21 protein-coding genes are annotated in these 23,829 nt (G+C 68.5%); 14 read left to right on the plus strand and 7 right to left on the minus strand.

Annotation, left to right across the window (positions count from 1 at the left end):
* Positions 1 to 66: 66 nt before the first annotated feature.
* The 10 genes from glmU to ACYQML_RS17490 all read left to right on the plus strand — a co-directional run bounded on the left by glmU (position 67) and on the right by ACYQML_RS17490 (position 8,759).
* Positions 67 to 1,473: a bifunctional UDP-N-acetylglucosamine diphosphorylase/glucosamine-1-phosphate N-acetyltransferase GlmU gene (gene glmU, locus ACYQML_RS17445; protein ID WP_056425804.1), complete on the plus strand. Its 1,407-nt coding sequence runs from the start codon at positions 67 to 69 to the stop codon at positions 1,471 to 1,473.
* Positions 1,474 to 1,575: 102 nt separating this feature from the next.
* Positions 1,576 to 1,929 carry a type II toxin-antitoxin system RelE/ParE family toxin gene (locus ACYQML_RS17450; protein ID WP_420604378.1) on the plus strand — a complete coding sequence of 118 codons (354 nt, stop codon included), beginning with the start codon at positions 1,576 to 1,578 and terminating at the stop codon, positions 1,927 to 1,929.
* Positions 1,930 to 1,942: 13 nt separating this feature from the next.
* Positions 1,943 to 2,251, plus strand: a complete 309-nt coding sequence (locus tag ACYQML_RS17455; protein ID WP_082490385.1) for an XRE family transcriptional regulator — start codon at positions 1,943 to 1,945, stop codon at positions 2,249 to 2,251.
* Between the two features lie 325 nt (positions 2,252 to 2,576).
* Positions 2,577 to 4,403, plus strand: coding sequence for a glutamine--fructose-6-phosphate transaminase (isomerizing) (gene glmS / locus ACYQML_RS17460; protein WP_056425799.1), 1,827 nt, complete (start codon positions 2,577 to 2,579; stop codon positions 4,401 to 4,403).
* Positions 4,404 to 4,592: 189 nt separating this feature from the next.
* On the plus strand, positions 4,593 to 5,639 hold the full coding sequence (locus tag ACYQML_RS17465; protein WP_082490380.1) for an endonuclease/exonuclease/phosphatase family protein: 1,047 nt from the start codon (positions 4,593 to 4,595) through the stop codon (positions 5,637 to 5,639).
* Positions 5,640 to 5,778: 139 nt separating this feature from the next.
* Positions 5,779 to 6,420, plus strand: coding sequence for a nitrile hydratase subunit alpha (nthA, locus tag ACYQML_RS17470; protein WP_056425793.1), 642 nt, complete (start codon positions 5,779 to 5,781; stop codon positions 6,418 to 6,420).
* A complete protein-coding gene (gene nthB / locus ACYQML_RS17475; RefSeq protein WP_056425789.1) occupies positions 6,417 to 7,085 on the plus strand; it encodes a nitrile hydratase subunit beta in 669 nt (222 codons plus the stop codon). Before nthA ends, nthB begins: the two co-directional genes overlap by 4 nt.
* On the plus strand, positions 7,082 to 7,417 hold the full coding sequence (locus tag ACYQML_RS17480; RefSeq protein ID WP_056425786.1) for a nitrile hydratase accessory protein: 336 nt from the start codon (positions 7,082 to 7,084) through the stop codon (positions 7,415 to 7,417). Before nthB ends, ACYQML_RS17480 begins: the two co-directional genes overlap by 4 nt.
* 222 nt (positions 7,418 to 7,639) lie before the next feature.
* Complete coding sequence (locus ACYQML_RS17485) at positions 7,640 to 7,837, plus strand: hypothetical protein (RefSeq protein ID WP_056425783.1); 198 nt, start codon at positions 7,640 to 7,642, stop codon at positions 7,835 to 7,837.
* Between the two features lie 118 nt (positions 7,838 to 7,955).
* The gene (locus ACYQML_RS17490; protein ID WP_156467721.1) at positions 7,956 to 8,759 is read left to right on the plus strand and encodes a DUF502 domain-containing protein; all 804 of its coding nucleotides are present in this window, start codon (positions 7,956 to 7,958) and stop codon (positions 8,757 to 8,759) included.
* Positions 8,760 to 8,868: 109 nt separating this feature from the next.
* Here ACYQML_RS17490 and ACYQML_RS17495 read toward each other — a convergent pair whose 3' ends face one another.
* Together ACYQML_RS17495 and recG are read right to left on the minus strand one after the other, a co-directional pair.
* A complete protein-coding gene (locus tag ACYQML_RS17495; RefSeq protein ID WP_056425778.1) occupies positions 8,869 to 9,201 on the minus strand; it encodes a hypothetical protein in 333 nt (110 codons plus the stop codon).
* Between the two features lie 299 nt (positions 9,202 to 9,500).
* On the minus strand, positions 9,501 to 11,642 hold the full coding sequence (gene recG / locus ACYQML_RS17500; protein WP_056425776.1) for an ATP-dependent DNA helicase RecG: 2,142 nt from the start codon (positions 11,640 to 11,642) through the stop codon (positions 9,501 to 9,503).
* A gap of 163 nt (positions 11,643 to 11,805) precedes the next feature.
* Between recG and ACYQML_RS17505 the strand changes: the two genes are divergently transcribed.
* Positions 11,806 to 12,099: an FAD assembly factor SdhE gene (locus tag ACYQML_RS17505; protein ID WP_056425773.1), complete on the plus strand. Its 294-nt coding sequence runs from the start codon at positions 11,806 to 11,808 to the stop codon at positions 12,097 to 12,099.
* Between the two features lie 178 nt (positions 12,100 to 12,277).
* Positions 12,278 to 15,871 carry a transcription-repair coupling factor gene (mfd, locus tag ACYQML_RS17510; protein ID WP_461233537.1) on the plus strand — a complete coding sequence of 1,198 codons (3,594 nt, stop codon included), beginning with the start codon at positions 12,278 to 12,280 and terminating at the stop codon, positions 15,869 to 15,871.
* Between the two features lie 133 nt (positions 15,872 to 16,004).
* Here mfd and ACYQML_RS17515 read toward each other — a convergent pair whose 3' ends face one another.
* Entirely contained in the window at positions 16,005 to 16,349 is a 345-nt protein-coding gene (locus ACYQML_RS17515) for a hypothetical protein (RefSeq protein ID WP_056425767.1), read from the minus strand.
* A gap of 303 nt (positions 16,350 to 16,652) precedes the next feature.
* A complete protein-coding gene (locus ACYQML_RS17520; protein ID WP_461233538.1) occupies positions 16,653 to 17,888 on the minus strand; it encodes an AMP-binding protein in 1,236 nt (411 codons plus the stop codon).
* A 498-nt stretch (positions 17,889 to 18,386) separates the two neighbouring features.
* Between ACYQML_RS17520 and ACYQML_RS17525 the strand changes: the two genes are divergently transcribed.
* Complete coding sequence (locus tag ACYQML_RS17525; RefSeq protein WP_056425765.1) at positions 18,387 to 19,160, plus strand: invasion associated locus B family protein; 774 nt, start codon at positions 18,387 to 18,389, stop codon at positions 19,158 to 19,160.
* 114 nt (positions 19,161 to 19,274) lie between these two features.
* Here ACYQML_RS17525 and hspQ read toward each other — a convergent pair whose 3' ends face one another.
* Together hspQ and ACYQML_RS17535 are read right to left on the minus strand one after the other, a co-directional pair.
* Positions 19,275 to 19,628, minus strand: coding sequence for a heat shock protein HspQ (hspQ, locus tag ACYQML_RS17530; RefSeq protein ID WP_056453784.1), 354 nt, complete (start codon positions 19,626 to 19,628; stop codon positions 19,275 to 19,277).
* A gap of 298 nt (positions 19,629 to 19,926) precedes the next feature.
* Complete coding sequence (locus ACYQML_RS17535; protein ID WP_056425762.1) at positions 19,927 to 20,979, minus strand: HpcH/HpaI aldolase/citrate lyase family protein; 1,053 nt, start codon at positions 20,977 to 20,979, stop codon at positions 19,927 to 19,929.
* A gap of 326 nt (positions 20,980 to 21,305) precedes the next feature.
* Here ACYQML_RS17535 and ACYQML_RS17540 point away from each other — a divergent pair, with 326 nt between their 5' ends.
* Complete coding sequence (locus tag ACYQML_RS17540) at positions 21,306 to 22,586, plus strand: patatin-like phospholipase family protein (RefSeq protein WP_461233539.1); 1,281 nt, start codon at positions 21,306 to 21,308, stop codon at positions 22,584 to 22,586.
* A gap of 3 nt (positions 22,587 to 22,589) precedes the next feature.
* On the opposite strand, the gene ACYQML_RS17545 is transcribed toward ACYQML_RS17540, so the two are convergent.
* Entirely contained in the window at positions 22,590 to 23,792 is a 1,203-nt protein-coding gene (locus ACYQML_RS17545) for an FAD-dependent monooxygenase (protein ID WP_461233540.1), read from the minus strand.
* Between the last annotated feature and the right edge of the window lie 37 nt (positions 23,793 to 23,829).

The following is a 23,829-nucleotide window of genomic DNA, read 5'->3' on the forward strand; positions in this document are numbered from 1 at the left end:
AGCCACGCAGTAGCGCAGCCGGATAGGACGCGAGCCGGCCCCCGGCCCGACAGCGGCGGAGCGACGATGACGGCGCAGACCCCCCATTCGACCGAGCCCGCCCGGACGGGCGGACGCAGCCTCACGGCCATCGTGCTCGCCGCCGGTAAGGGCACGCGGATGCGGTCCGACCTGCCCAAGGTGCTGCACGCGGTGGCCGGGCGGACCATGCTCGGCCATGTTCTCGCCGCCGCTCGCGAAGCCGGAGCGACCCGCATCGCCGTGGTGGTTGAGCCGGGGCAGGAGGCGGTGGCCGCCGAGATCGCGCGGGCCGCACCCGGAGCCTCGGTCCATCCGCAGGTGGAGCGCCTCGGCACCGCCCATGCGGTTCTGGCCGCCCGCGAGGCCCTGGAGGCGGGCTCCGACGACGTGGTGATCGCGTTCGGCGACACTCCCCTCGTCACGGGGGCCACCCTCACCCGCCTGCGCGCGCCCCTGGCCGATGGGGCGGCGGTGGCGGTGCTGGCTTTCACGGCGGAGAATCCCATCGGCTACGGACGGGTGCTGACGGAGGGCGGGCGCGTACTCGCCATCCGCGAGGAGAAGGATGCGAGCGCGGAGGAACGCGCCGTCACCCTGTGCAATGCCGGACTTATGGCACTGTCCGGCCCCCATGCCCTCGCCCTGCTCACGCGGATCGGCAACGCCAACGCGGCGGGCGAGTACTACCTGCCGGACGCGGTCGCCCTCGCCGTGGACGACGGGCTCGCCGTGGCGGTGGTGCCCGTGGACGAGGCCGAGGCGCAGGGCGTCAACGACCGGGTCCAGCTCAGCGTCGCCGAGGCGACGATCCAGGCGCGGCTGCGCCGCGCGGCCCAGATCAGCGGGGCCACCCTGGTGGCGCCGGAAACGGTTTTCTTCAGCGTCGACACGGTGTTGGGCCGGGACGTTCTCGTGGAACCTCATGTGGTGTTCGGCCCCCACGTGACGGTCGGCGACCGTTGCGTGATTCATGCCTTCTCGCATCTCGAAGGCGCGACCCTGGCAGAGGGCGTCAGCATCGGCCCCTATGCGAGGCTTCGCCCCGGCGCGGTGCTGGAGACCGGCTCGCGTATCGGCAATTTCGTCGAGATGAAGAACGCCCGCCTCGGCGAGGGCGCCAAGGCCAACCACCTGACCTATCTCGGCGATGCCGAGATCGGGCCGGGCGCGAATGTCGGGGCCGGCACCATCACCTGCAATTACGACGGGGTGAACAAGCACCGGACCGAGATCGGGGCCGGCGCCTTCATCGGCTCGAACACCGCCCTGGTGGCGCCCGTGAGCGTCGGGGCCGGCGCCATCGTCGGCGCGGGCTCGGTCATTACGCATTCGGTGCCGGCCGATGCCCTCGCCATCGCCCGTAGCCGCCAACGCATCATCGAGGGTATGGCCAGCGGGATGCGGGCGGCATTGCAGGCGATGAAGGCCGCCAAGCGATCCTCGGGACTCTGAGGACGACTCCGCTCCGTCGCCGGTGCCTGCACGAGGCGCTGAACTGAAGCTGGCTTCATCGCATAATCTGGCTTTTCCATAACCTGGAGGTTATAGTTCCAGATGTCCTGGACCGTGGTGCTGCACGATGCATTCGATCCTGAATACGAAGCGTTGCCTGGGCCGGTCCAAGACACGATTGCAGCCTTATCGCTGCTTCTCATGGAGTACGGACCTGCGCTCGGGCGCCCGCATGTCGACACGCTTTCGGGGTCCCGGCATGCCAATATGAAGGAATTGCGGTTCCGGGCCGAGGATGGAGTATGGCGGGTCGCCTTCGCCTTCGATCCGGAGCGGCAAGCCATCCTCCTGATCGCGGGTGACAAGGCCGGGGTGGCGCAAAAGCGTTTCTACAAGGGACTCATCGCCAGGGCGGACGATCGGTTCGAGGACCACCTGGCAGCGCGGGAGCGATAGAATGGCACGGACGATGGAACAGGTGATCGCCGCAATGCCGCCCGACCGTCATGCGCGAATTCAGGCTCGCGCCGACGAGATGAAGGCCGAGATCGACGGGCTCAAGGCGCTGCGTCTGCTCGCTGACCGCAGTCAGGAAGACATCGCACGGGAGCTGGGCATCACGCAGCCCGCCGTTCTCAAGATGGAGCGTCAGACCGACCTCTACCTCTCGACGCTGCGTCGGTTCGTGGAAGCGGCGGGAGGCAAGCTGGAACTGCGTGTGGAGTTGCCCGGCAAAGGCGTGATTCACCTCACGAGCATGGGCGAGCTCGCGCCCTGACCGTCCATGACGCTGACCGGCATCGCTTTGCAACAAGACATCCGGCGCATGCTGCACCTGCAGAACGCCTCACCAGAGTCATAAACCTCTTTTTTATCATGATTTTGTCTTACATTCTTGATGGTGAGAATGAGGATAGGCCATGCTGCCCAAGCGGCACAGTGACGGGATGGCTGGCGGCGAGGCGTCCCGATCCGATACAAGGCGGTTCTGGAAGGTGTGGGCCACGCCTTGCGTGGCCGCCGCCACGATCCCGGTCCGGGACTACCGGAGGCACGAGCCTTCCGCTCCCCGGCCAAGCCCACTCGTATGAGAAGTAGCGACCATGTGTGGAATCGTTGGCATCGTCGGGCATGAGGCGGTGGCGGGACAGGTGGTCGAAGCCCTGCGCCGCCTCGAATATCGCGGCTACGATTCGGCCGGCGTCGCCACCCTGGCCAATGGCCAGCTAGATCGCCGCCGCGCCGAGGGCAAGCTCTCCAACCTCGAACTCAGGCTGCGCGACGAGCCCCTGCCCGGCGCCATCGGCATCGGCCATACCCGCTGGGCCACCCATGGCCGGCCGAACGAGACCAATGCCCACCCCCATGCCACGGCGCGGCTGGCCGTCGTCCATAACGGCATCATCGAGAATTTCCGCGAGCTGAAGGCCGAGTTGCAGGCCAGCGGCGTGCGCTTCGAGAGCGAGACCGACACGGAGGTCGTGGCCCAGCTCGTCAGCGCCGAGATGGACAAGGGCCTGGGCCCGGTGGAGGCCGTGGCCGCCGCCCTGCCGCGCCTGCGCGGTGCCTTCGCCCTGGCCTTCATCTTCACCGGCCACGACGATCTCCTCATCGGCGCCCGCCACGGTGCGCCCCTGGCCATCGGCTTCGGCGATGGCGAGACCTATCTGGGCTCGGACGCCCTCGCCCTCGCCCCCTTCACCGAGGAGATCACCTATCTGGAGGAGGGCGACTGGGCGGTGCTGACCCGCGAGGGCGCCGCGATCCGCGACATCGACGGCAATCCGGTCTCGCGCCAGCGCCAGCGCATCGTCGCCCAGGCCTACCGGGTCGAGAAAGGTAATCACCGCCACTTCATGGCCAAGGAAATCCACGAGCAGCCCGAGGTGGTGGGCCGCACGCTGGCCCATTACGTCGACCTCGCCAATGGCCGGGTCGCCCTGCCCGAGGCGCTGCCGTTCGATTTCAAGGATCTCTCGCGGCTCTCGATCACCGCCTGCGGCACCGCCTATTATGCCGGGCTGGTGGCGAAATACTGGTTCGAATCCCTGGCGCGGCTACCCGTGGAGATCGACGTCGCCTCCGAGGCGCGCTACCGCGAGCCGCCCCTCGATAAGGCCGGCCTGACCCTCGTCATCTCGCAATCGGGCGAGACCGCCGACACCCTGGCCTCCCTGCGCTACGCCAAGAGCCAAGGCCAGCACACCCTGGCGGTGGTCAACGTGCCGACCTCCACCATTGCCCGCGAGGCTTCGGCCGTGGTGCCGACGCTCGCCGGCCCCGAGATCGGCGTGGCCTCCACCAAGGCCTTCTCCTGCCAGCTCACGGTGCTCCTGTGCCTCGCCATCGCGGCGGGCCGGGCGCGGGGCACCCTAAGCGCCGAGCGCGAGCGCGAACTCGTCGACGCGCTCATCACCGTGCCGGGCCTGATGGCGGACGCGACCAAGCTGGAAGGCGAGATCGAGCTTCTCGCCCGTGAGGTCTCGAAGGCCCGCGACGTGCTCTATCTCGGCCGCGGCACGAGCTACCCGATGGCGATGGAAGGCGCGCTGAAGCTCAAGGAGATCAGCTACATCCACGCCGAGGGCTACGCCGCCGGCGAGCTCAAGCACGGCCCCATCGCCCTCATCGACGAGAGCGTGCCGGTCATCGTCATCGCGCCGCACGACGCGATCTTCGAGAAGACGGTGTCGAACATGCAGGAGGTCGCCGCGCGCGGCGGCCGCATCATCCTCATCGGCGACGCCAAGGGCGCGGCGGCGGCCGGCCTCGACACCATGGCGACGGTGACCATGCCCGACCTCGACCCGGTCGTGTCTCCCATCGTCTACGCGGTGCCGATCCAGCTCATCGCCTACCACACGGCCGTTTTCATGGGCAAAGACGTGGACCAGCCGCGCAACCTCGCCAAATCCGTGACGGTGGAATAGGCCGGAACCGCCACCGGAATCCGTCGATTGTCAGGCGCCCCTCGAAACCGGGTCGCGTGGCGGTCGAAACGGGGGTCGCATGGCGGTCATACGGGGCCGCTTGGCGGTCGCGCGAGACGACGCGGCATGGCCCATTGAATGGCCCGGTTGGGCGGCTCCCTGACGGGCGCACGGCGGCGGAGACCAGGTTTGACGTATCTCACGCTCGCCCTGCAGGGCATCGCCGGTCTGCTGGTGGCCGCGACGGTGCTGCCCCTGATCGAGACCAATCTCGGCTTCGTCCGCAGCCTGGACTTCCCCCGGCTGCAGATCGCGGTGGCGCTGGCGGCCTGCCTCGCCGGCCTCCTTCCGGTCTCCAGGGACACGACCTCCCTCATCCTCGCCCTCGCCATGGCGGCGGCTTTGGTCATGCAGGTCCGCTACATCCTGCCCTTCACGCCGCTCGCCGCCACCCAGGCGAAGGCGGCCACGGCCTGCGAGCCGGGAGCCCGGCTCAGCCTCGTGGTGCTCAACGTATTGCAAACGAACAGGAATTACGGCGCGGCCCTCGATCTCGTCACGCGTCGCTCGCCCGATCTCGTCCTGCTGCTGGAGACCGATTCCGCCTGGCAGGAGGCCATGTCTCCATTGCGCGCGCTCTACCCGAACCGGGTCGAGCAGCCGCAGGACAACACCTACGGCCTGTTGTTCTATTCGCGCCTGCCCCTGCGCGGCCCCGAAATCCGCTTCCTGCTCCAGGACGACGTGCCGTCGCTGCGCACCCAGGTTGTGCTGCCGGACGGCGAGACGGTGAGGCTCCATGGCCTGCATCCGCGCCCCCCGCATCCCGGCCACAGCAGCGCGCCGCGCGACGCCGAACTGGTGATCGTCGCCCGCGAAGTGGCGGAGGCGCCGGGTCCCACCATCGTCGCCGGCGATCTCAACGACGTGGCCTGGTCCCGCACGACCCAATTGTTCCAGAGTATCAGCGGCTTGCTCGATCCGCGCCGGGGCCGCGGCCTGTTCGCGACCTTCCACGCGCAATGGCCTGTGATGCGCTGGCCCCTCGACCATGTCTTCTTCAGCGAGCACTTCCTGCTCGGCCACATGGAACGGCTGCCCGGCGTCGGCTCGGACCATTTCCCGATCACGGTCAGCCTCTGCGCCGCGCCACAGGCCCCCGCCCGGCAGGAGAAGCCCGAGGCCACCGCGGAGGATCACCGCGATGCCCAGGAGGCCATCGAAGCCGTGCGCTGACGAACTGCGAAGTGGTGTCGACACGGTGCCTCTCCGGTATCAGACTGGCCCTCGCACAATGCCCGGCGCGCCCCGTGCTTGCTCGCCTCCGGGCCGGACAACCGACTTGAAAGCCGTTCCGGGCACAGGACGAGACGCCATGGCGCACGATCACGACCATCACCATGACCATCCGGACCACGCGGATGGCAGCAGCCTCACCCCCATCGAGGCGCGGGTGAGGGCGCTGGAATCGCTGCTTCTGGAGAAGGGCTACGTCCAGGCCGACGCCCTCGACGCGCTGGTCGAAATGTACGAGACCCGCATCGGCCCCCATAACGGCGCCCGCGTCGTCGCCCGCGCCTGGACCGATCCGGCCTATCGCGACCGGCTCCTCGCCGACGGGACCCCGGCCATCGCGGAACTCGGCATCGGGGGGCGCGGGGGCGAGCATATGGTGGTGGTCGAGAACACGGCCGACAGCCACAACCTCGTCGTCTGCACCCTGTGTTCCTGCTATCCCTGGCCGGTGCTCGGGCTGCCGCCGGTCTGGTACAAGGCGCCGCCCTACCGCGCCCGCGCCGTCCTCGACCCGCGCGGGGTCCTCGCCGAGTTCGGCCTCACCCTTCCCGAGGCGACCCGCATCACCGTGTGGGATTCCACCGCCGAGACCCGGTTCATGGTCCTGCCCCTGCGGCCCGCCGGCACCGAATCCCTGACCGAGGCCGAGCTCGCCGCCCTGGTCACGCGCGATTGCATGATCGGCACCGGGCTGCCGCTCGCCCCGGAGACGGCCCAATGAACGGAGCGCAGGATCTCGGCGGCGCCCACGGATTCGGCACCGTCATGCCGGAGGCGAACGAGCCGGTTTTTCATGCGGAATGGGAACGGCGCGTCTTCGCCTTGGCTCTGGCGGTGGGCTATACCGGTACCTGGACCCTGGACGGCAGCCGCGCCGCGCGGGAATCGCTGCCCCCGGCGGAGTACCTGTCGTCGAGCTATTACGAGATCTGGCTCGCCGCCCTCGAAGCGCAGGTCGTCGCCCATGGCCTTGCCACGCAAGAGGAAATCGCCGCGGGCGCCAGCGCCGGGCCGGCGAGCCCGGTGAAACGGGTGCTGCGCGCCGAGGAGATCCCGCCCCGCTTCTCCGCGGGATTTCCCAGCGACCGGCCGCCGGATGCGCCGGCTCTATATGCGGTACGCGACCCCGTCTTGACCCGCAACGACCACCCCATTGGCCACACCCGCCTGCCGCGTTACGTCCGGGGCCGGCGTGGCGTCATCGAGCGGGTCCACGGCGCCTTCGTCCTGCCCGATGCCAGCGCGCAGGGCCGGGAGGCCCCGCCGCAATGGCTCTACACGGTGGGGTTCGAGGCCACCGAACTATGGGGGGCGAGCGCCGACCCGGGCGGGCGCGTCACCGTGGCCGCCTTCGAGGGGTATCTCCTGCCGGGAGCGGCGTCATGAGCCCGATTTGCCGGCCCGACGATCCGGGACCGTTCGCAGAACCGTGGGAGGCGCAGGTCTTCGCCCTGGTGGTCGCCCTGCAGGAGCGGGGCCTGTTCACGCAGGAGGAGTGGGCGCACGCCCTCGGACGCAGCATCCGCCCGGAAGGCGGGCCGGAGGCGGCCGCCGATTACGGACGCTGGCTCGCGACTCTGGAAGCCCTGCTCGCCGAACGCGGTGTCACCGATTCCGCGAGCGTCCAGGCCCGCAGCGACGCCTTCCTGCGTGCCGCCGCCGCGACCCCGCACGGCGAACCGATCCGGCTGGCCAACGACCCGCATCCGTCGCCCTGAGGACACCCCACCCCCAAACGGGGCAGGGCGACCGCCATGACATGCCGCCGCCGGCAGGGCAAAGTTCTGAACTTCCTGCGTTTCTGGATCCCGGGCTCCGCTACGCGGCCACGGGGTGCAGGCACAGGATTTCCGCGCCTTCGCGTCACGTCATGGATCTGGCACAACCGGCGCCGGCGAGGCATCCTGCCACTTCCCTCCCCGACGAGAACGGACACGACCATGGCAACGCCGCGCGACCTCAAGGTCCAGATGGCCGGCGAGACCCGCGCCCGCGAACGGGCGCAGGCCCTGGCCTCGGCCAGCGCCACGCGGGCACAGCGCGCCGAACTCGCCCTCAAGGAGGCCCTCGCGGAACGGGATGCTTGGAAGGAGAGGGCGCTGGCGGCAGAGGCGGCGCTCGGCGAAACCAAGCCGTGATCCACGCCTGCGCTCGTCAGGCCAGGGGCGTGGCTTCCCCGCGCTTGAGGTGGCACGCCCGACCCGCTAACCCTTGTCATGCAGGCTGAAGACCAGCCTCCCACGAGACAGGCCGCCCGTGCGCGAAACGCTCACCCCGTTGCCGGAACCAGACCCCGCCGTCGCACGGCCGCCGCCTCGGGTGAGCAAGAAGAGCCGCCTGCGGACCTACTTCCTCACCGGCATCATCGTCGCCGGGCCGTTGGCGATCACCATCTACATCACGTGGTGGTTCATCAGCCTCATCGACGGCTGGGTGAAGCCCCTGGTGCCGGCGAGCTATCTGCCGGACCATTACCTGCCCTTCTCGCTTCCGGGCATCGGCCTCGTCATCGCCTTCGTCGCGGTGACGCTGCTCGGCTTCCTCACCGCCAACCTCGTCGGCCGCAGCGTGGTGGAGTTCGGGGAGGTGCTGCTCGCACGCACCCCGGTGATCTCGGGCCTCTACAAGGGCCTGCGGCAGATCTTCGAGACACTGTTCTCGGCCAACGGCACGTCGTTCCGCACCGTCGGCCTGGTCGAATTCCCGGTGAAGGGAACGTGGTCGGTGGTGTTCGTCTCGGCGCCGGCCGGACCGGACGTCCAGACGGCTTTGGGGGAGGAAAACGACCATGTGGGCGTGTTCCTGCCCTGCGCGCCCAACCCCACCACGGGCTTCTTCTTCTACCTGCCACGGGCCGATATCATCGAAGTGCCCATGAGCATCGACGACGCAGCCAAGCTGGTGATGTCGGCGGGGGTGATCCAGCCGGAAGATCCGCAGGTCAGGCTGCAGGCCATGGCGGCATCGATCCGCGCGGCTCAGAACGGGCAGGCGGCCGGGCCGGAGGCGGTGCTCGAAGCCTCGTCCCGTCGCCAGGAGAAGCTCATCAGCACGGAGTGAAAAGCTCGCCCTCGCAGGGCTGCCGGTCCAAGTCTCCGGGCCGGTACATGACCCGACGCACACCTCCCGAAAAGCGAACCCGCCTTTCGGGAGCCTCGCTGGAACGCGCCTAGTTGTGAACCGTCATCGAGGCCTTCTCGATGGGCAGCATCGGCGGCGAGGCATCGGCGACATGGCTGTTGGCGTGCGGGGCAACGGTGGAACCACCCCAGCCCATGGCGATCTGGGCGGTGACGGCCACCAAAAGCAGGACCATCAGCGCATTCGCGGCGATCTGGAAGGGGCGGGCGGATTGACGAACCGCGAGGAGGACATCGTCCGTCGTCTTCAGCGCGGGCTCCTTGCCATCCGAGATCGGAAGCAGCCACGGTTCGCTCGGAAGGGCGTGGACGCTCCCCATTTCGTGGGCACCCGGTAGGTTTTGGAACAGTCCGGCAGACATATCCATCCTCCTGAATTCGTTGTGGCAGCCCAGTCTGGCGGGCTGTTCGTTCATGTTTAGTTAAGGGGAGAATACGTTCATTTCAAGTTCAGGAAGTCCGTGCGGCACCGCACAACGGCTCGGGAAACGAGATCCGGAAATCAGCTTGTCTTTGAAAAACAAGCTTTTTCAGGCGCCATGTGGCTGCGGTGCCATGGTTCTCGAAGCTGAACTGCGCAGACGTCATCGGTGGTCGATTCGTCGCTTTTGTGGCGATGCGTTCAGGTTTGGCGTGGGTTCCTGACGGCCGGCGAATCGGCTCAACCGGCTCCGAGCAACCGAATCGCCGCGTCCCTTTCGAACAGGTACAGTAGCACCCGGAGCGCCCTGCCACGCTCGGATCTGAGGCCGGGATCGCGCTCGACGATGAGCCGCGCATCATCGCGGGCGACCTCCAGCAGGCTGGCGTCGCTCTCGAGGCTCGCGAGGCGGAAGGCGGCCGCGCCCGATTGGCGCGTGCCCAGCACCTCGCCCTCGCCGCGCAGGCGCAGATCCTCCTCGGCGATGCGGAAACCGTCCTCGGTCTCGCGCATCATTTCGAGGCGGGCGCGGGAGACCTGTCCCAGCGGCCCGCGATAGAGCAGCAGGCAGGTGGAGGCCTTGGCCCCGCGCCCGACCCGTCCGCGCAGCTGGTGCAGCTGCGCGAGGCCGAACCGCTCGGCATGCTCGATCACCATGATCGTCGCCTCGGGCACGTCGACGCCCACCTCCACCACCGTTGTAGAGACCAGGATCTTCGTCTCGCCGGCGGCGAACCGCTCCATGGCGGCATCCTTGTCCGGCCCCGGCATCTTGCCGTGGATCAGCCCGACGGCGTCGCCGAATTCCTGCCGCAGGTCGGCGAAGCGATCCTCGGCGGCGGCGAGGTCGACATATTCGGATTCCGCCACCAGCGGGCAGATCCAGTAGACCCTGTCCCCGGAGGCAAGCGCCCGGCCGAGCCCCATTACCACCTCGTCGAGCCGGTCGATGGAGACGAGGCGGGTGGCGATGGCCTGGCGGCCGGCGGGCTTCTCGTCGAGGACCGAGACGTCCATGTCGCCGAAACAGGTCAGCGCCAGGGTGCGGGGGATCGGCGTCGCGGTCATCACCAGGATGTCCACCGCCGCCCCCTTGGCGCCGAGCGCGAGGCGCTGATGGACGCCGAACCGATGCTGCTCGTCCACCACGGCGACGCCGAGATCCTTGAAGATCACACTGTCCTGGAACAGGGCGTGGGTGCCGACCACGATATCGATATGGCCGTCGGCGAGGTCGGCCAGGGTGGCGCGGCGCTCCGAGACCTTGTCGCGCCCGGTGAGGAGGCGCAGGCGCAGCGAACCGACGAGCTCCGTCAGGCGCTCGAAATGCTGGCGCGCCAGGATCTCGGTGGGCGCCATCAGAGCCGCCTGCCGGCCGACCTCCACCGCCGAGGCCATGGCCAGCAGCGCCACCGCCGTCTTGCCCGAGCCGACATCGCCCTGGAGCAGGCGCAGCATGCGCCGGTCGGAGGCGAGATCGGCGCGGATATCCTCGACGGCCCGGGCCTGGGCGCCGGTGAGCGCGAAGGGCAGGGCGGCCTCGATCCGGTCCTTGAGATGACCGTCGCCGGCATTGGCGCGGCCGGGCGCCCTGCGGTTGCGGGCCCGCATCAGGGCCAGCGCCAGCTGCGAGGCGAGGAGTTCGTCATAGGCGAGGCGACGGCGCGCCGGGGTGCGGGGCGTGACGCCATCGCTCGCCGGTGCCGGCGGCGCGTTCTCGGGCCGGTGCTCGGCCCTGAGCGCATCGGCGAAACCCGGCAGCCCTTCCCGCGCGAGCCAGGCCGGGTCCTGCCATTCGGGCAGGGTCGGCAGCCGGTCGAGGGCGGAATGCGCCAGTTTCGAGATCGCCCGCGAGGTCAGCCCCTCGGTCGCGCCGTAGACGAGCTCGACGGCGGGGAGGGCAGCGAGCCCCGCCTCGTCCACGATCCGCGACGGATGCACCATCTGCCGGTGCCCGTCCCACAGGTCGATGCGGCCGGAAATGTAGCGATGGGCGCCCAGCGGCAGCATCTTCTCCACGCGGGCCTGCGGCATGCCGAAGAACACCAGGGTGATGTCGCCGGTGCCGTCCTCCACCAGAACCCGGAAGGGACGCCGCCCCGCCCCGGGCTGCGGCGGGCGATAGCCGGTCACGGTGACACCCAACGTCACGGGCTCGCCCGGCGGCGCCTCGGCGATGGAGCCCATCATCGTGCGCGCCACCCCGCCCTGGGGCAGGTGGAACAGAAGATCGACGATCCGCGCTGGCTGTTCGGGCGTGCCGAGGAGCCGCTCGATCAGCGGCGCCAACTTCGGCCCGACGCCGGGGAGGGTCCGGGCCTGGGCGAAGAGCGGATCGAGGATGCTGGGGCGCAGGTTCGTCGGGCGGGGTTCGTCTGTCATGCAAAGCCGGTTGAGCCGCGCGAACGGAGATGGTGATGCCGCCGCGCGGGTCTATATAGACGACAGCAGGGCCCTACGCCGCTAACGCGGCACCGGGCCGCGCACAGTTTCCCCTGTCCCGGGATCACCGGATCCCAGGATCGCAGCATGACAGGCTGACCCCATGTCCGGAACCACCCGCACCAGCGCGGATCTCGATCCGCGCCGCCGCCGCACCCTCTTCCGCGCCTGGCATCGCGGCATGCGCGAGATGGACCTGATCATGGGCCGTTTCGCCGATGCGGAGATCGGTACGCTGAGCGATGAGGAATTGACGACCTTCGAAGCCCTGATCGAGCTGCCCGACCGCGACCTGTTCCGCTGGCTCACCGGCGAGGACGAGACGCCGCAGAATTACGACACGCCGGTATACCGCCGCCTCCAGGCGTTCCATAAGCACGACGCGCCGATTCATTAGCGGTCTAGGCGATGCGAGGCTCTCCTCCCCCTGTGGGGAGGAGTTGGAGGTGGGGGTAGCGCCGCTCGCCTCCGCAGTGGGAGGGTCGCCCAACCACCCCCACCCTCGGTCCCTCCCCACAGGGGGGAGGGAGGCGCGTCGCGTCTCACTTTCCCATGAGTTCGAAAACCCCGACCCGATGGCCAAACCCCAGCCCAAAGCGCCCGCTCCCGCCCCGAAGCCCCAGACGGCGCGGTTCGCCCTGCCGAAATCCGGTGCGCTCGCCCGTGCGCTGGAGGCGCTGAAGCGCGGCGACAGCCCGACGCTCGCCAACGTGCCCGAAGGGTTCGACGCGGTGGTGGTGGCCGATCTCGCCCGCGCCCTGTCGCGGAGTTTCGAGGGGCCGGCGGTTCTGGTGCATGTGGCCCGTGATTCCGGGCGCTCGAACGCGTTCCAGACCGGGCTGAAATTCGTCGCCCCCGAGATCGAGGTGATGAGCGTTCCGGCCTGGGACTGCCAGCCCTACGACCGGGTCTCTCCGAACGCCGCCATCGCCGCCCAGCGGATGACCGCGCTGTCGCGGCTCTCACGCTCGCGTTCGTCAGAGGAACAGCCGCGCATCCTCTGCACCACCGTCAACGCCTTGATCCAGAGAGTGCCTCCCCGAGAGAAGATCGCGGTGGAGACCTTCTCGGCGGCGATCGGCAACGTGGTGCCGATGGATACCGTTACCGCCTGGGTCGAGGCCAACGGCTTCCTGCGCACGGGGACGGTGCGCGAGACGGGTGAATACGCCGTGCGCGGCGGCATCCTCGACCTGTCGCCGCCGGGCCTGCCGAACCCGATCCGCCTCGACTTCTTCGGCGACACCCTGGAATCCATCCGCGCCTTCGATCCGGAGACCCAGCGCACGGTCGGCTCGCTCCGCTCCCTCGACCTCGTTCCGATGAGCGAGGTGCAATTGACCACGGAGACGATCCGGCGCTTCCGCCAGGGCTATATCTCCACCTTCGGCGCGGCGACCCGCGACGATCGGCTCTACGAGACCATCAGCGAGGGACGGCGCTATGCCGGCCTCGAGCACTGGATGCCGCTGTTCTACGACCATCTCGACACCCTGTTCGACTACGTGCCGGGCGTGCCGCTGGTCTTCGACGCACAGGCGGAGGAGGCGGTCGCCGAGCGCCTCACCCTGATCCGCGATTATTACGACGCCCGCGCCGAGGCGATGAAGACGCCGTCCACCGGCGTCGCGCCCTACAAGCCGCTCAGGCCGTCCTCCCTCTACCTGACGCAGAACGACTGGAAGGAGCGGGTCGCCGCCGCCTCCGTCGCGCGGCTCTCGCCCTTCGCAATGCCCGAGAGCCCGGACCGCCTCACCATCGATTGCGAGGGCAAGGCGGGCCGCAGCTTCGCGGCCGAGCGGGCGGACGAGACGGCCAGCGTGTTCGACGCCGCCGTCGCCCATGTGAAGGAACTCCAGGGATCGGGTCATCATGTGATCCTCGCATCCTGGTCCGACGGCTCGCGTGACCGGCTCTGTGGCGTGCTCACCGATCACGGCCTGAAGAAGCCGGTCTCCATCAACACCCTCACGGCGGTGAACGCCCTGAAGCGCGGCACCGACATGGCGGTGGCGGTGTGGGGGCTCGATTCCGGCTTCGTCGTCGACAAGCTCGCGGTCATCTCGGAAGGCGACATCCTCGGCGACCGGCTGGTGCGCCAGAAGCGCAAGTCTAAACGGCCACAGGACATCATCCTGGAGGTGCAGGCGCTGCAGCCCGGCGATCTCGTGGTCCATGCCGATCACGGCATCGGCCGGTTCGTCGGCCTCAAGACGGTGACGGCGGCGGGCGCGCCGCACGATTGCCTGGAGATCCAGTATGCCGGCGGACTGCTGCTGCTGCCGGTGGAGAATATCGAGCTTCTGACCCGCTACGGCTCGGAAGATGCGGAGGTTGCCCTCGATCGTCTCGGCGGCGGTGCCTGGCAGGCCCGCAAGGCCAAGATGAAGAAGCGCATCCTGGAGATGGCCGGCCAGCTCATCAAGATCGCGGCCGAGCGCTTCGTGCGCCAGGCGCCCCGCCTCCAGGCTCCGGACGGCCTCTACGGCGAGTTCGCCGCCCGCTTCGCATTCGAGGAGACCGAGGACCAGGCCACCGCCATCGACGCCGTCCTGTCCGATCTCAATGCCGGTCGTCCCATGGACCGCCTCGTCTGCGGCGATGTCGGCTTCGGCAAGACCGAGGTGGCGTTGCGCGCCGCCTTCGCGGGGGCCATGGGCGGCAAGCAGGTGGCGGTGGTGGTGCCCACCACCCTGCTGGCGCGCCAGCATTACCGGACCTTCGCCGAGCGCTTCAAAGGGCTGCCGGTGCAGGTGGCGCAGCTCTCGCGCTTCGTCTCCGCCGCCGAGATGAAGCAGAACCGCGCGGGCCTCGCCGCCGGGACCGTCGACATCGTGGTCGGCACCCATGCGCTGCTCGCCAAGAACGTGGCCTTCAAGGATCTCGGCCTCATCATCGTCGACGAGGAGCAGCATTTCGGCGTGGCCCACAAGGAGCGCCTCAAGGCGCTCCAGGCCGATGTCCACGTGTTGACCCTCTCGGCGACCCCGATCCCGCGCACGCTCCAGCTCGCCATGACCGGGGTCCGCGAACTCTCGATCATCGCGACGCCACCGGTGGACCGCCTCGCGGTGCGCACCTTCGTGATCCCGTTCGATGCGCTGATGATCCGAGAGGCCCTGCTGCGCGAGCGCTATCGCGGCGGCCAGTCCTTCTATGTGGTGCCGCGGATCGAGGATCTGGCGGAGGTGAAGCGCTTCCTCGATACCGAGATGCCCGAGACCAAGGTGGCGGTGGCCCATGGCCAGATGGCGGCGGGCCAGCTCGAGGACGTGATGACCGCGTTCTACGAGGGCAAGTTCGACGTGCTGCTCTCCACCACCATCGTCGAATCCGGCCTCGACATCCCCACCGCCAACACCCTCATCGTGCACCGGGCCGACATGTTCGGCCTCGCCCAGCTCTACCAGCTGCGCGGCCGTGTCGGGCGCGCCAAGGCCCGCGCCTACGCCCTGTTCACGACCCCGGCCAACAAGCAGCTCACCGTGCAGGCGGAGAAGCGTCTCCAAGTGCTCCAGACCCTCGACACCCTGGGCGCGGGCTTCCAGCTCGCCTCCCACGATCTCGACATCCGCGGCGCCGGCAACCTGCTCGGTGACGCCCAGTCAGGCCATATCAAGGAGGTCGGCTACGAACTCTACCAGCAGATGCTGGAGGATGCCGTCACCGCCCTCAAGGCCGGCATCGAGGAGCCGGTGGAGGAGGCGTGGTCACCCACCATCGCGCTGGGAGCACCGGTCACGATCCCGGAGGATTACGTCGAGGATCTCACCGTCCGCCTCGGCCTCTATCGCCGGCTCTCCACCCTGGAGAACGACGCCGAGATGGAGAGCTTCGGGGCCGAGCTGATCGACCGGTTCGGGCCGCTGCCGCCGGAGGTGGAGCAGCTCCTCAAGATCGTCACGATCAAGATCCTGTGCCGCGACACCAACGTGGAGAAGGTCGAGGCCGGGCCGAAGGGCGTCGTCGTCCATTTCCGCGACAAGTCCTTCGCCAATCCGCAGGGGCTGGTGGCCTTCGTCGGCGGTCAGGCCTCCTTCGCCAAGGTGCGCCCGGACATGAGCATCGTGTTCATCCGCGAGCTCGATTCCATCCCCGAGCGCCTGAAGATCACGACCTCGATCCTGCGCGAATTGTCCAAGATCGCCCGCGTCAAGAAGGCGGCGTGAGGGACATCACGCCGGGTCGATCACCCCGGCGCATTCGGCGAAGAACTCATGAAAAAGGCGGGCTCACCGGCCCGCCTCCATCGAAAAACCTTTTCTCAAACAAGCACCTGCGGTGCTGTCCTCATAGGCAGGATTAGAGGTCCGGTTCGTTCAGGACGTAAGGACCGATCCGGCTCTGCAGATCGACCGAGGCGCCGCTGCCACGTCCCGTACGGCCATCGATGACGATGACGGGGATGCCCGCATGCTGCATCTGCTCACGCAGGCGCTCGGAAAGCATGGCATAGGCCGGGTCGAGCCGGCTCGAGGTCTGAAGCAGGATGGCCGCGGGGCGGGCGATGACGGCGAGAACGTCGTCGGCGGCCTCGAGGGATGCGGTAACGCTCGCATAACCCAGCTCGGCAAGCTCGGCGGCGAGGGAGTGATCGATGGCGCGGTGACCATCATCGACGACCAACACTTGTTGCAGCGCACTCATGACTGTCAGGGTTAGCTCATCCATCGCCCCTTGGGAAGGGACCCGTGCGATAACACACGTGAACCCAGTTGGTTCGCCGGCTGCAGGGTGAAAATCCTCTTGCTATCCGGCGAAGAGCCCGCTCGCGACCCGTAGCGCCCTAGCCTCACGCTGCATCGCGCAAGACATCCGGAACTCACTCCAGACGGCTGTTCCGAAATAGGAAATTCGTTTCATAAAACAGCTGAATCACCGTCTTTGGCACGGCCGCCGTGCCACGCGTCGAAAGCGGTGAATTTCGGGCACGACGATGCCGCCGGATGGTCAGCAGCGAAGGATCTCGGTTGCTCGTCCGGCAAATATTTTTGCCGCGAATGGGACGGCCCTCCACAGATCGGCGGCTTTTTCCGGCGGGATGCCGCGTTGCAGGGGGCTGGCTTTTGAGGCACGGCCCCGGAAAGCGAATCGCCCGTCCTCGTCACGGGCGATATCCAGAAGAGCCGGGAACGGTGCCAACGGATGAGCATCCGCGAGGAAGTGGGCGACGTCCCCATCGGCCCGCGAGGCGGTGAGGAGGGCCGCCTCGTCGAAGGCGAGGACATCGATCACCCGTCGCGGACCATGCACGGCGCCCGGTGCCAGCAGCCGTGTGGTCAGGCGGGTCGGCAACCGGTGAGCAAGGGTGACGGATTCGAGGCTGCGAGGGCAACGGCTCGCCGCGAGATTGCGCTCCAGGGCAGCGGGCACGACAAGATGCGTCGGTCCCGGTCGAGCCAGCGCCTCGGCGAGGTGGGCGGCGTCGAACGGCCCACATGTTTCGAGCCCGGCCCCCGCCACGAGGGCGGCGCCGAGGCCGGTGACGAGGCCCCTCAGGTCGGCTGGCGCGAGAAGGGTCAGGATTCGGTCGCGTGGTGCGATCCGGATCGTGGCGAGATGGACCGCGATCGAGGCGATCAGCGCGTCCGCCGGGCGATAGACCGGCTGCGTGGGATCGGCAGCGGCGAAAGTGACGAGCCCGGCGCTCGACGGCGCGAACGGGCCGCCATGTCCATCGAGGACCATGCCGTCGAGACTGATGACCCCGTCGGGCACCTCCGGCCCGAAGGCCGCGAGGTAGCGCAGGCCGAAATAGCGCAGGGCGACACGGCGCAGGCCTTCGGCCGGCAGCATTCCGGCGATACGGGATTGGGTGAGCACGGCCTGGATACCGGCGGCCTGGATGCCGGCCACGAGGGCGTCTTCGTCCCATGTCAGGGGTAGGAGGCAGGGAATGTGGCCCGCGGCCTCAATGGCCAGGTAGGAGAGCACGGTCTCCGACCCCGCGGCGGCGATCAGGCCCACACGGCTCGCCGGGGCCAGCCGCCATTGCCTCATCCCGCTGGCGAGGCGCGCGACGATCTCGGCGGCGGACCCATAGGTCCAGGTGATGGGGCTGCGCCCGGACCACCCGACCTTGTCCTTGGGATCGATGAAGGCGACACGGCTCGGATCGGCATGGGCGGTCGCCGCCAGCAACGTGCAGAGGCCGGGCCTGACCACATCCGAATGCGGGCTCGGCACGACGGGCCTGTCCGCCGGAAGGGCGACGGGAGGAGCGTCGCCAAAGGGTATGATCGCTGGCTGCGCCGACACCTCCGCCTCAACTCCCCGCGTGCATCGACTTTCCGTGCCCTGCGGTGATGAACGGTTAGGGTTAAACTTTGCTTAAAACGCCCTTTGGAAAGGGCAACCGACAGGTCGTCCGCGATCTGGCGGACAGCGCAGGTGTCATGTCTTCGCCGCATTCCGCAGGGAAGCAGGCGGCCCGGTCGTTCGAGCGGGTTCGAGGCGTTGAACGCCCCGTTCGGCACCCTGGCGGGCCCATATTGGCCATCCAGGGTTCAGGAGCGGGTGATTTGCGCGCGCCGAGGGCTTGACCGCGCGAACCAGGGCGGCGAGGGCTCGGCCGAACGCCGTCCGCGGGTTTCGATCCGCATCATCGAGTTCAGGAAACGTCCTGCTGGGTTCAAGCGCCGCAGCATGTCTTCGTCATTCGCGATATCCAAGGGGTCAGAGCTGATGTTCTTTGCCAACCGTCCCGCGCGCCCGATGCGCGCCGCCGCGATTCTCGCCCTGGCCGGCATGATGGGCAATGCGGGCTTGGCGGCACCGGCCTTCGCCCAGGCTCCGAAGGGCAAGGCCCCCGCTCCGACCGCACCGGCCCCGGCAGCGCCGGCCACCCAGACCCCGGCCGCCCAGCAGCCGGCCGGCCCGCAGATCGTCAACGTGAAGTCCGAGCCGTCCCAGGCCGATTGGACCAAGGTCTGCGGCAAGGACCAGAACACCAGCACCGACGTCTGCTACACCACCCGCGACTTCGTCTCCGACCAGGGCCAACCGGTCCTCGCCGTGGCGGTCTACGACATGAAGAACGCCCAGCAGAGCGTGCGCGTGGTGCGCTACCTGCTGCCGCTCGGCCTGCTCCTCGGCCCCGGCATCCGCTTCACCGTCGATGGCCAGCAGGCGACGCCGGGTAAGTTCGCCGTGTGCTTCCCCAACGGCTGCTTCGCCGAGGCCGGCAATGTCGGTAACGACCTCGTGAACGCGCTCAAGAAGGGCACCACCCTCAACATCAGCGTCCAGAACCAGGCCCAGCGCGAGGTGACCTTCGCCGTGCCGCTGACCGGCTTCGGCAAGGCCTTCGACGGCCCGGCCGTCGATCCGAAGGTGCTGGAAGAGCAGCAGAAGAAGCTCCAGGCCGAGCTCGAGAAGCGCAGCGAAGACATGCGCAAGAATCTCGAGAAGCAGAATGCCGCCGGCGCTGCCGCCGTGGGTACCGCTCCGAAGCCCTGAGACCGGGCCTCGAACCCGCTTCATGACAATAGGAAAAGGCCGGGCAGCGAGCCCGGCCTTTTTCATGCGCACCGTCGATGAGAGGGCTCCGCAATGTGGGGTCCCGTCCGGGACTCAGTTCGCGTGCGCGCCCCGAAGGCGGTAGGCGCCGTCCGAATCCCGCTCGAACACCTCCGGAATCCCGGCATGACGCAGGGCCTCGCCGGACGTGTCGGGAATGAGGTTCTGTTCGGAGACATAGGCCACGTACTCGCTCTCCGCGTTCTCGGCGAGAAGGTGGTAGAACGGCTGGTCCTTGCGCGGCCGTACCTCTTCGGGAATCGCCAGCCACCATTCCTCGGTGTTGTCGAAGATCGGGTCCACGTCGAAGACGACGCCGCGAAACGGGTAGATCCGGTGGCGCACCACGGCGCCGAGGCCGAACTTGGCGGTGCGCGTCTGGATTCCGGTGGGAGAGAAATCGGTCATGACGCCAAAATAGGATGCGTCGGACAGGTTGTCATCGTCGGCGTTGCCACGCCGCATCGCAAGGAGCCGTCTCGGTCTGCAGATCTCGGACGGCATCCGGCCGATCGCTTCGGGATCCGTGGCTGCGGGAAGCGGAGGCGAAGCCGGAGCGGCGGTGAGGGGGGGCGAACGAACGAGGCTGTGCCTGAGCCGCCCCCTCACCTTCGGCTGCCGCCTCGCTTCATGCCCCGACGAGGAGGCATGAAGCCCTCTCCCCGCGTGCGGGGAGAGGGAAGGCCATCTCAGTTCGGGCCAGAGGTCACTTCAGGCCGTAGGTCTTGGCGAGCTCCGGGTCCTTCTCGGCCACCAGCCGAGCCAGATCGACGATGACCTTGGCCTGTTTCCAGGTGGCGTCGTCCTGCATCTTGCCGTCGAGCATCACCGCGCCGGTCCCGTCCGGCATCGCCTCGACGATCCGCACCGCGAAGGCGACTTCCGCCGGATCGGGGGCGAAGACGCGCTTGGCGATGGCGACCTGGTTCGGATGCAGGGTCCAGGCGCCGGCGCAGCCCATGAGGAAGGCGTTGCGGAACTGGGCCTCGCATGCATCCCCGTCCGAGAAGTCGCCGAACGGGCCGTAGAAGGCCTTGAGGCCGTTGGCCATGCAGGCATCGACCATCTTCGCGATGGTGTAGTGCCAGAGGTCCTGCTGGGCCGACGCGCGGGCGGCGCCGTCGCTCGTCGGGTCGGCGATGACCCGGTAATCCGGGTGGCCGCCGCCGACGCGGGTGGTCTTCATGCCGCGCGAGGCGGCGAGATCGGCGGGGCCGAGGCTCATGCCGTGCATGCGCGGGGAGGCGGAGGCGATGGCGTCGACATTGGCGACGCCTTCGGCGGTCTCCAGGATGGCGTGGACGAGGATCGGCTTCGAGACGCCGTGCTTCGCCTCGAGCTGCGCCAAGAGTTGGTCGATATAGTGGATGTCCCACGGTCCCTCGACCTTGGGCACCATCACCACGTCGAGCTTGTCCCCGACCTGGGACACGATCTCGAACAGGTCGTCGAGAATCCAGGGGCTGTTGAGGGCGTTGATGCGGGTCCACAATCCGGTGCCGGAGGCGGCGAAATCGGTGGCCTGCGCCATGGCGACGAAGCCCTTGCGGGCCGCCTCCTTCTGATCGACCGGCACGGCGTCCTCGAGATTGCCGAGCACCACGTCCACGGTGGCGGCGAGTTCCGGCACCCGGGAACGGACCTTGTCGTTGTGCGGCGGCACGAAATGGATCATCCGCTCGAGCTTCACCGGCAGGTCACGGAACGGGGCCGGCGCGCCTGTGGCGAGCGGCTGAAAGAAGCGGCGCGGTAGTTTCATCGGGACTCGGGCTCCGGCTATGGATAGTCGTTGGACCAGGTCGACGACCTGCATATCGTATTCAGGTCGTCGACCTAGGGTGTTGGCACCGCATCATCTTTACCGAAAACCAGATCTGACTTTCCGGATGATGCTCTAGCCTCGAAGCGGTTAGTCAAGGTTACCCCCCGCGTAAAGGCGGGTTTTGGGAGAAGACCGCTTTCCCAACGACGTGCGCTGGCGCATGTTCGACGCAAGGGGAGGGTCCACGGACCGGAACCGGCCGGTCGACGCCGGGTTCTCGCAGCAGAGGCGGGCGTTTCGAGACTTACCAAGGACACTCTCTCATGTCCGGATCATCCAGCCGACACGGTCTCTTCTATGCGGCCAGCATGGTGGCCATGCTCGGCATCGCCGGACCGGTCGAGGCCGCTCCGGCCCATGCGGGCGCACCGGCGAGATCCGCTCCCCTCAAAGAATCCTCGAAGTCATCGCCAGCGAGATCATCCGAACGGGTCGCGTTCACGGCCGGTGATGCGGCCGATGCCAGGCCCGACGGCCTGAAGGGCCTTCTCCGGATACCAGCCGACGACACCAAGGCCTTCCAGCATCTCATCGACGGCGCGAGTGCCGCGTCCGATCCGTGGCTGGTCCTGTCCGGCGGCGGCGAGAACGGAGCCTTCGCCGCCGGTCTCCTCAACGGCTGGTCGAAGGCCGGCAACCGGCCCGCTTTCGGAATCATCACCGGGGTCAGTACGGGGGCGATGATCGCGCCCTTCGCCTTCCTCGGATCCAGCGCCGATGCGACATTGGCGCACGCCTATACGGAGATCTCGGCCGCCGACGTCTTCGAATTCGGCGGTACCAACGAAGCCCTGACCGATACCTGGCCGCTCAAGCGCCGGATCGAACGGATGGTGACGGGCAAGCTCCTCACCGACATCGCTGCCGAGCACGCAAAGGGACGTCGCCTGTTGGTGGCGACCACGGCGGTGGACAGCGAACGCCCCGTCCTGTGGGACATGGGCGCCATTGCCTCCGAGGGCAGCCCGAAGGCGCTCGACCTGTTCCGCGCGATCATCCTCGCCTCCTCGGCGGTGCCGGGCGTGTTCCCGCCGGTGATGATCGACGTGGTCGGTACGGACGGGAAGCATTTCCAAGAGATGCATGCGGATGGCGGCACCACCGCGCCGTTCTACCTGGCGCCGGAAGCCGCGATCCTCGGCAAGGCCAAGGTGAGGCTTCCCACGAGCACGGTCTATCTCGTCGTCAACAACACGGTGACGCCGGACTTCCAGATGGCCACACGCACGACCCTGAGCGTGCTCGGCCGCGCAATGTCGGCCGCGATCAAGGCGCAGACCCGTGCGGCGCTCGCCCTGACGGAGAGCTTCGCCGAGCGTAACGGCCTCGATCTCGACGTGGCCCAGATCGACAACCGGTTCACGCGCACCACCTCGGCGCCGTTCGACCAGGATTACATGAAGGCCCTGTTCGCCCATGGCGAGCGCCTCGGGCGGGACGGCACCGCTTTCAGCCGCGGAACGCCCGCCGCCTCGATCCCCACCGGATCGACCGGCGACCGTTTCGGTGCGGCGGACGCGCCGACGAGCCTCGCCCGACGCTGACCGTCACCGCATCAGAGCGGGGGCGCCGAGGCGCGGCAGCACACCCTCGCGCATGACGACGCGGCGCAGCGGCCCGATCGTGGTCATGGCCAGCAGGCCGAGCCCGCGCAGGGCATCGACGGGGATCAGAGAGCTGAGCAGGCTGCGGTTGAGCGTATCCACCGCAGCCGTGCGCAGGCGGGCATCCAGTGCCCGCGAACGGGCGAACCCGGACAAAGCCTCGCGCGAGCCCGGATCGCGGCCGTCCGAGGTCACGGCCAGGACGCTGTCGCGTAGCGCCGCGGCATCGCGCAAGCCTAGATTGAGCCCCTGCGCTCCGATAGGCGGAAAGGCGTGGGCCGCCTCGCCGATGAGCGCGATGCGAGGCCCGACCGGGGAGGCGACGGAGAGGCCGCGCATCGGCACGAGCCCGCGCGGCCCGTCGATGCGCATGGCACCGAGCATGGCTTGGGCCTGATTCTCGATGGCGCGCGCGAGGTCGGCATCCTCCAGTTCGGAGAGGCGCCGCGCCGGTCCCGCGCCGGTGACCCAGACGAGGCTGGAACGATGCCCGCCGGGGAGGGGGACCAGGGTGAACGGCCCCTGCCGGGTATGGAACTCGGTGGAGACGTCCCGGTGGGGACGTTCATGGGCGAGCAAGGTGGTGATGGCGGCCTGCGGGTAGGACCAGTCCTTGGTGGCGATGCCGGCCTGCTCCCGCATACGCGAGCGGGCTCCGTCCGCACCGACGACGAGGCGCGCGGCGACGGCTGGGCCTTCCTCCAGACCGATCCGGGCTTCGTCGGCATCCCGCTCCAGCCCCACCGCGTCGCTCTCGAACAGGGTCAGGCCGGGAGCCGACCGGGCCTGCGCTCGCAACGATTCCACGAGGCGGGCGCTCTCCACGTTCCAGCCGAAGGCGTCGAGGCCGATTTCGGTGGAGACGAACCGGGCCGGCGGCGGACGGAACAGGCTACCGGTATCGTCGACGATGTGGAGTTCGGCCAGGGGTGCTGCGTGTGGCGCCACCTCCGCCCAGGCCCCCAGCGCACGGAGGAAACGCACCGAGCCGTCGAGAAGAGCGACCGTGCGTCCGTCGGCGACGGGGGCGTGGCGGCCGACGAGGGCCGTGGCGATGCCCTCGCGCGCCAGGGCTAGGGCCAGACCGAGCCCGGCCGCACCTGCGCCGACGACGGCCACGTCGAAACGGGGAGAGGACGGCTTCATGTCATCGCTCCTCGGCGAGGTGTCCCCCGCCCGACCT

Source organism: Methylobacterium sp. CM6244, assembly GCF_054817885.1.

Bases quoted from the DNA above. Each gene is read 5' to 3' on its own strand.
- glmU (WP_056425804.1), top strand. From the start codon at position 67: ATGACGGCGCAGACCCCCCATTCGACCGAGCCCGCCCGGACGGGCGGA.
- ACYQML_RS17450 (WP_420604378.1), top strand. From the start codon at position 1,576: ATGTCCTGGACCGTGGTGCTGCACGATGCATTCGATCCTGAATACGAA.
- ACYQML_RS17455 (WP_082490385.1), top strand. From the start codon at position 1,943: ATGGAACAGGTGATCGCCGCAATGCCGCCCGACCGTCATGCGCGAATT.
- glmS (WP_056425799.1), top strand. From the start codon at position 2,577: ATGTGTGGAATCGTTGGCATCGTCGGGCATGAGGCGGTGGCGGGACAG.
- nthA (WP_056425793.1), top strand. From the start codon at position 5,779: ATGGCGCACGATCACGACCATCACCATGACCATCCGGACCACGCGGAT.
- nthB (WP_056425789.1), top strand. From the start codon at position 6,417: ATGAACGGAGCGCAGGATCTCGGCGGCGCCCACGGATTCGGCACCGTC.
- ACYQML_RS17480 (WP_056425786.1), top strand. From the start codon at position 7,082: ATGAGCCCGATTTGCCGGCCCGACGATCCGGGACCGTTCGCAGAACCG.
- ACYQML_RS17485 (WP_056425783.1), top strand. From the start codon at position 7,640: ATGGCAACGCCGCGCGACCTCAAGGTCCAGATGGCCGGCGAGACCCGC.
- ACYQML_RS17495 (WP_056425778.1), bottom strand. From the start codon at position 9,201: ATGTCTGCCGGACTGTTCCAAAACCTACCGGGTGCCCACGAAATGGGG.
- recG (WP_056425776.1), bottom strand. From the start codon at position 11,642: ATGACAGACGAACCCCGCCCGACGAACCTGCGCCCCAGCATCCTCGAT.
- ACYQML_RS17505 (WP_056425773.1), top strand. From the start codon at position 11,806: ATGTCCGGAACCACCCGCACCAGCGCGGATCTCGATCCGCGCCGCCGC.
- mfd (WP_461233537.1), top strand. From the start codon at position 12,278: ATGGCCAAACCCCAGCCCAAAGCGCCCGCTCCCGCCCCGAAGCCCCAG.
- ACYQML_RS17515 (WP_056425767.1), bottom strand. From the start codon at position 16,349: ATGAGTGCGCTGCAACAAGTGTTGGTCGTCGATGATGGTCACCGCGCC.
- ACYQML_RS17525 (WP_056425765.1), top strand. From the start codon at position 18,387: ATGTTCTTTGCCAACCGTCCCGCGCGCCCGATGCGCGCCGCCGCGATT.
- hspQ (WP_056453784.1), bottom strand. From the start codon at position 19,628: ATGACCGATTTCTCTCCCACCGGAATCCAGACGCGCACCGCCAAGTTC.
- ACYQML_RS17535 (WP_056425762.1), bottom strand. From the start codon at position 20,979: ATGAAACTACCGCGCCGCTTCTTTCAGCCGCTCGCCACAGGCGCGCCG.
- ACYQML_RS17540 (WP_461233539.1), top strand. From the start codon at position 21,306: ATGTCCGGATCATCCAGCCGACACGGTCTCTTCTATGCGGCCAGCATG.
- ACYQML_RS17545 (WP_461233540.1), bottom strand. From the start codon at position 23,792: ATGAAGCCGTCCTCTCCCCGTTTCGACGTGGCCGTCGTCGGCGCAGGT.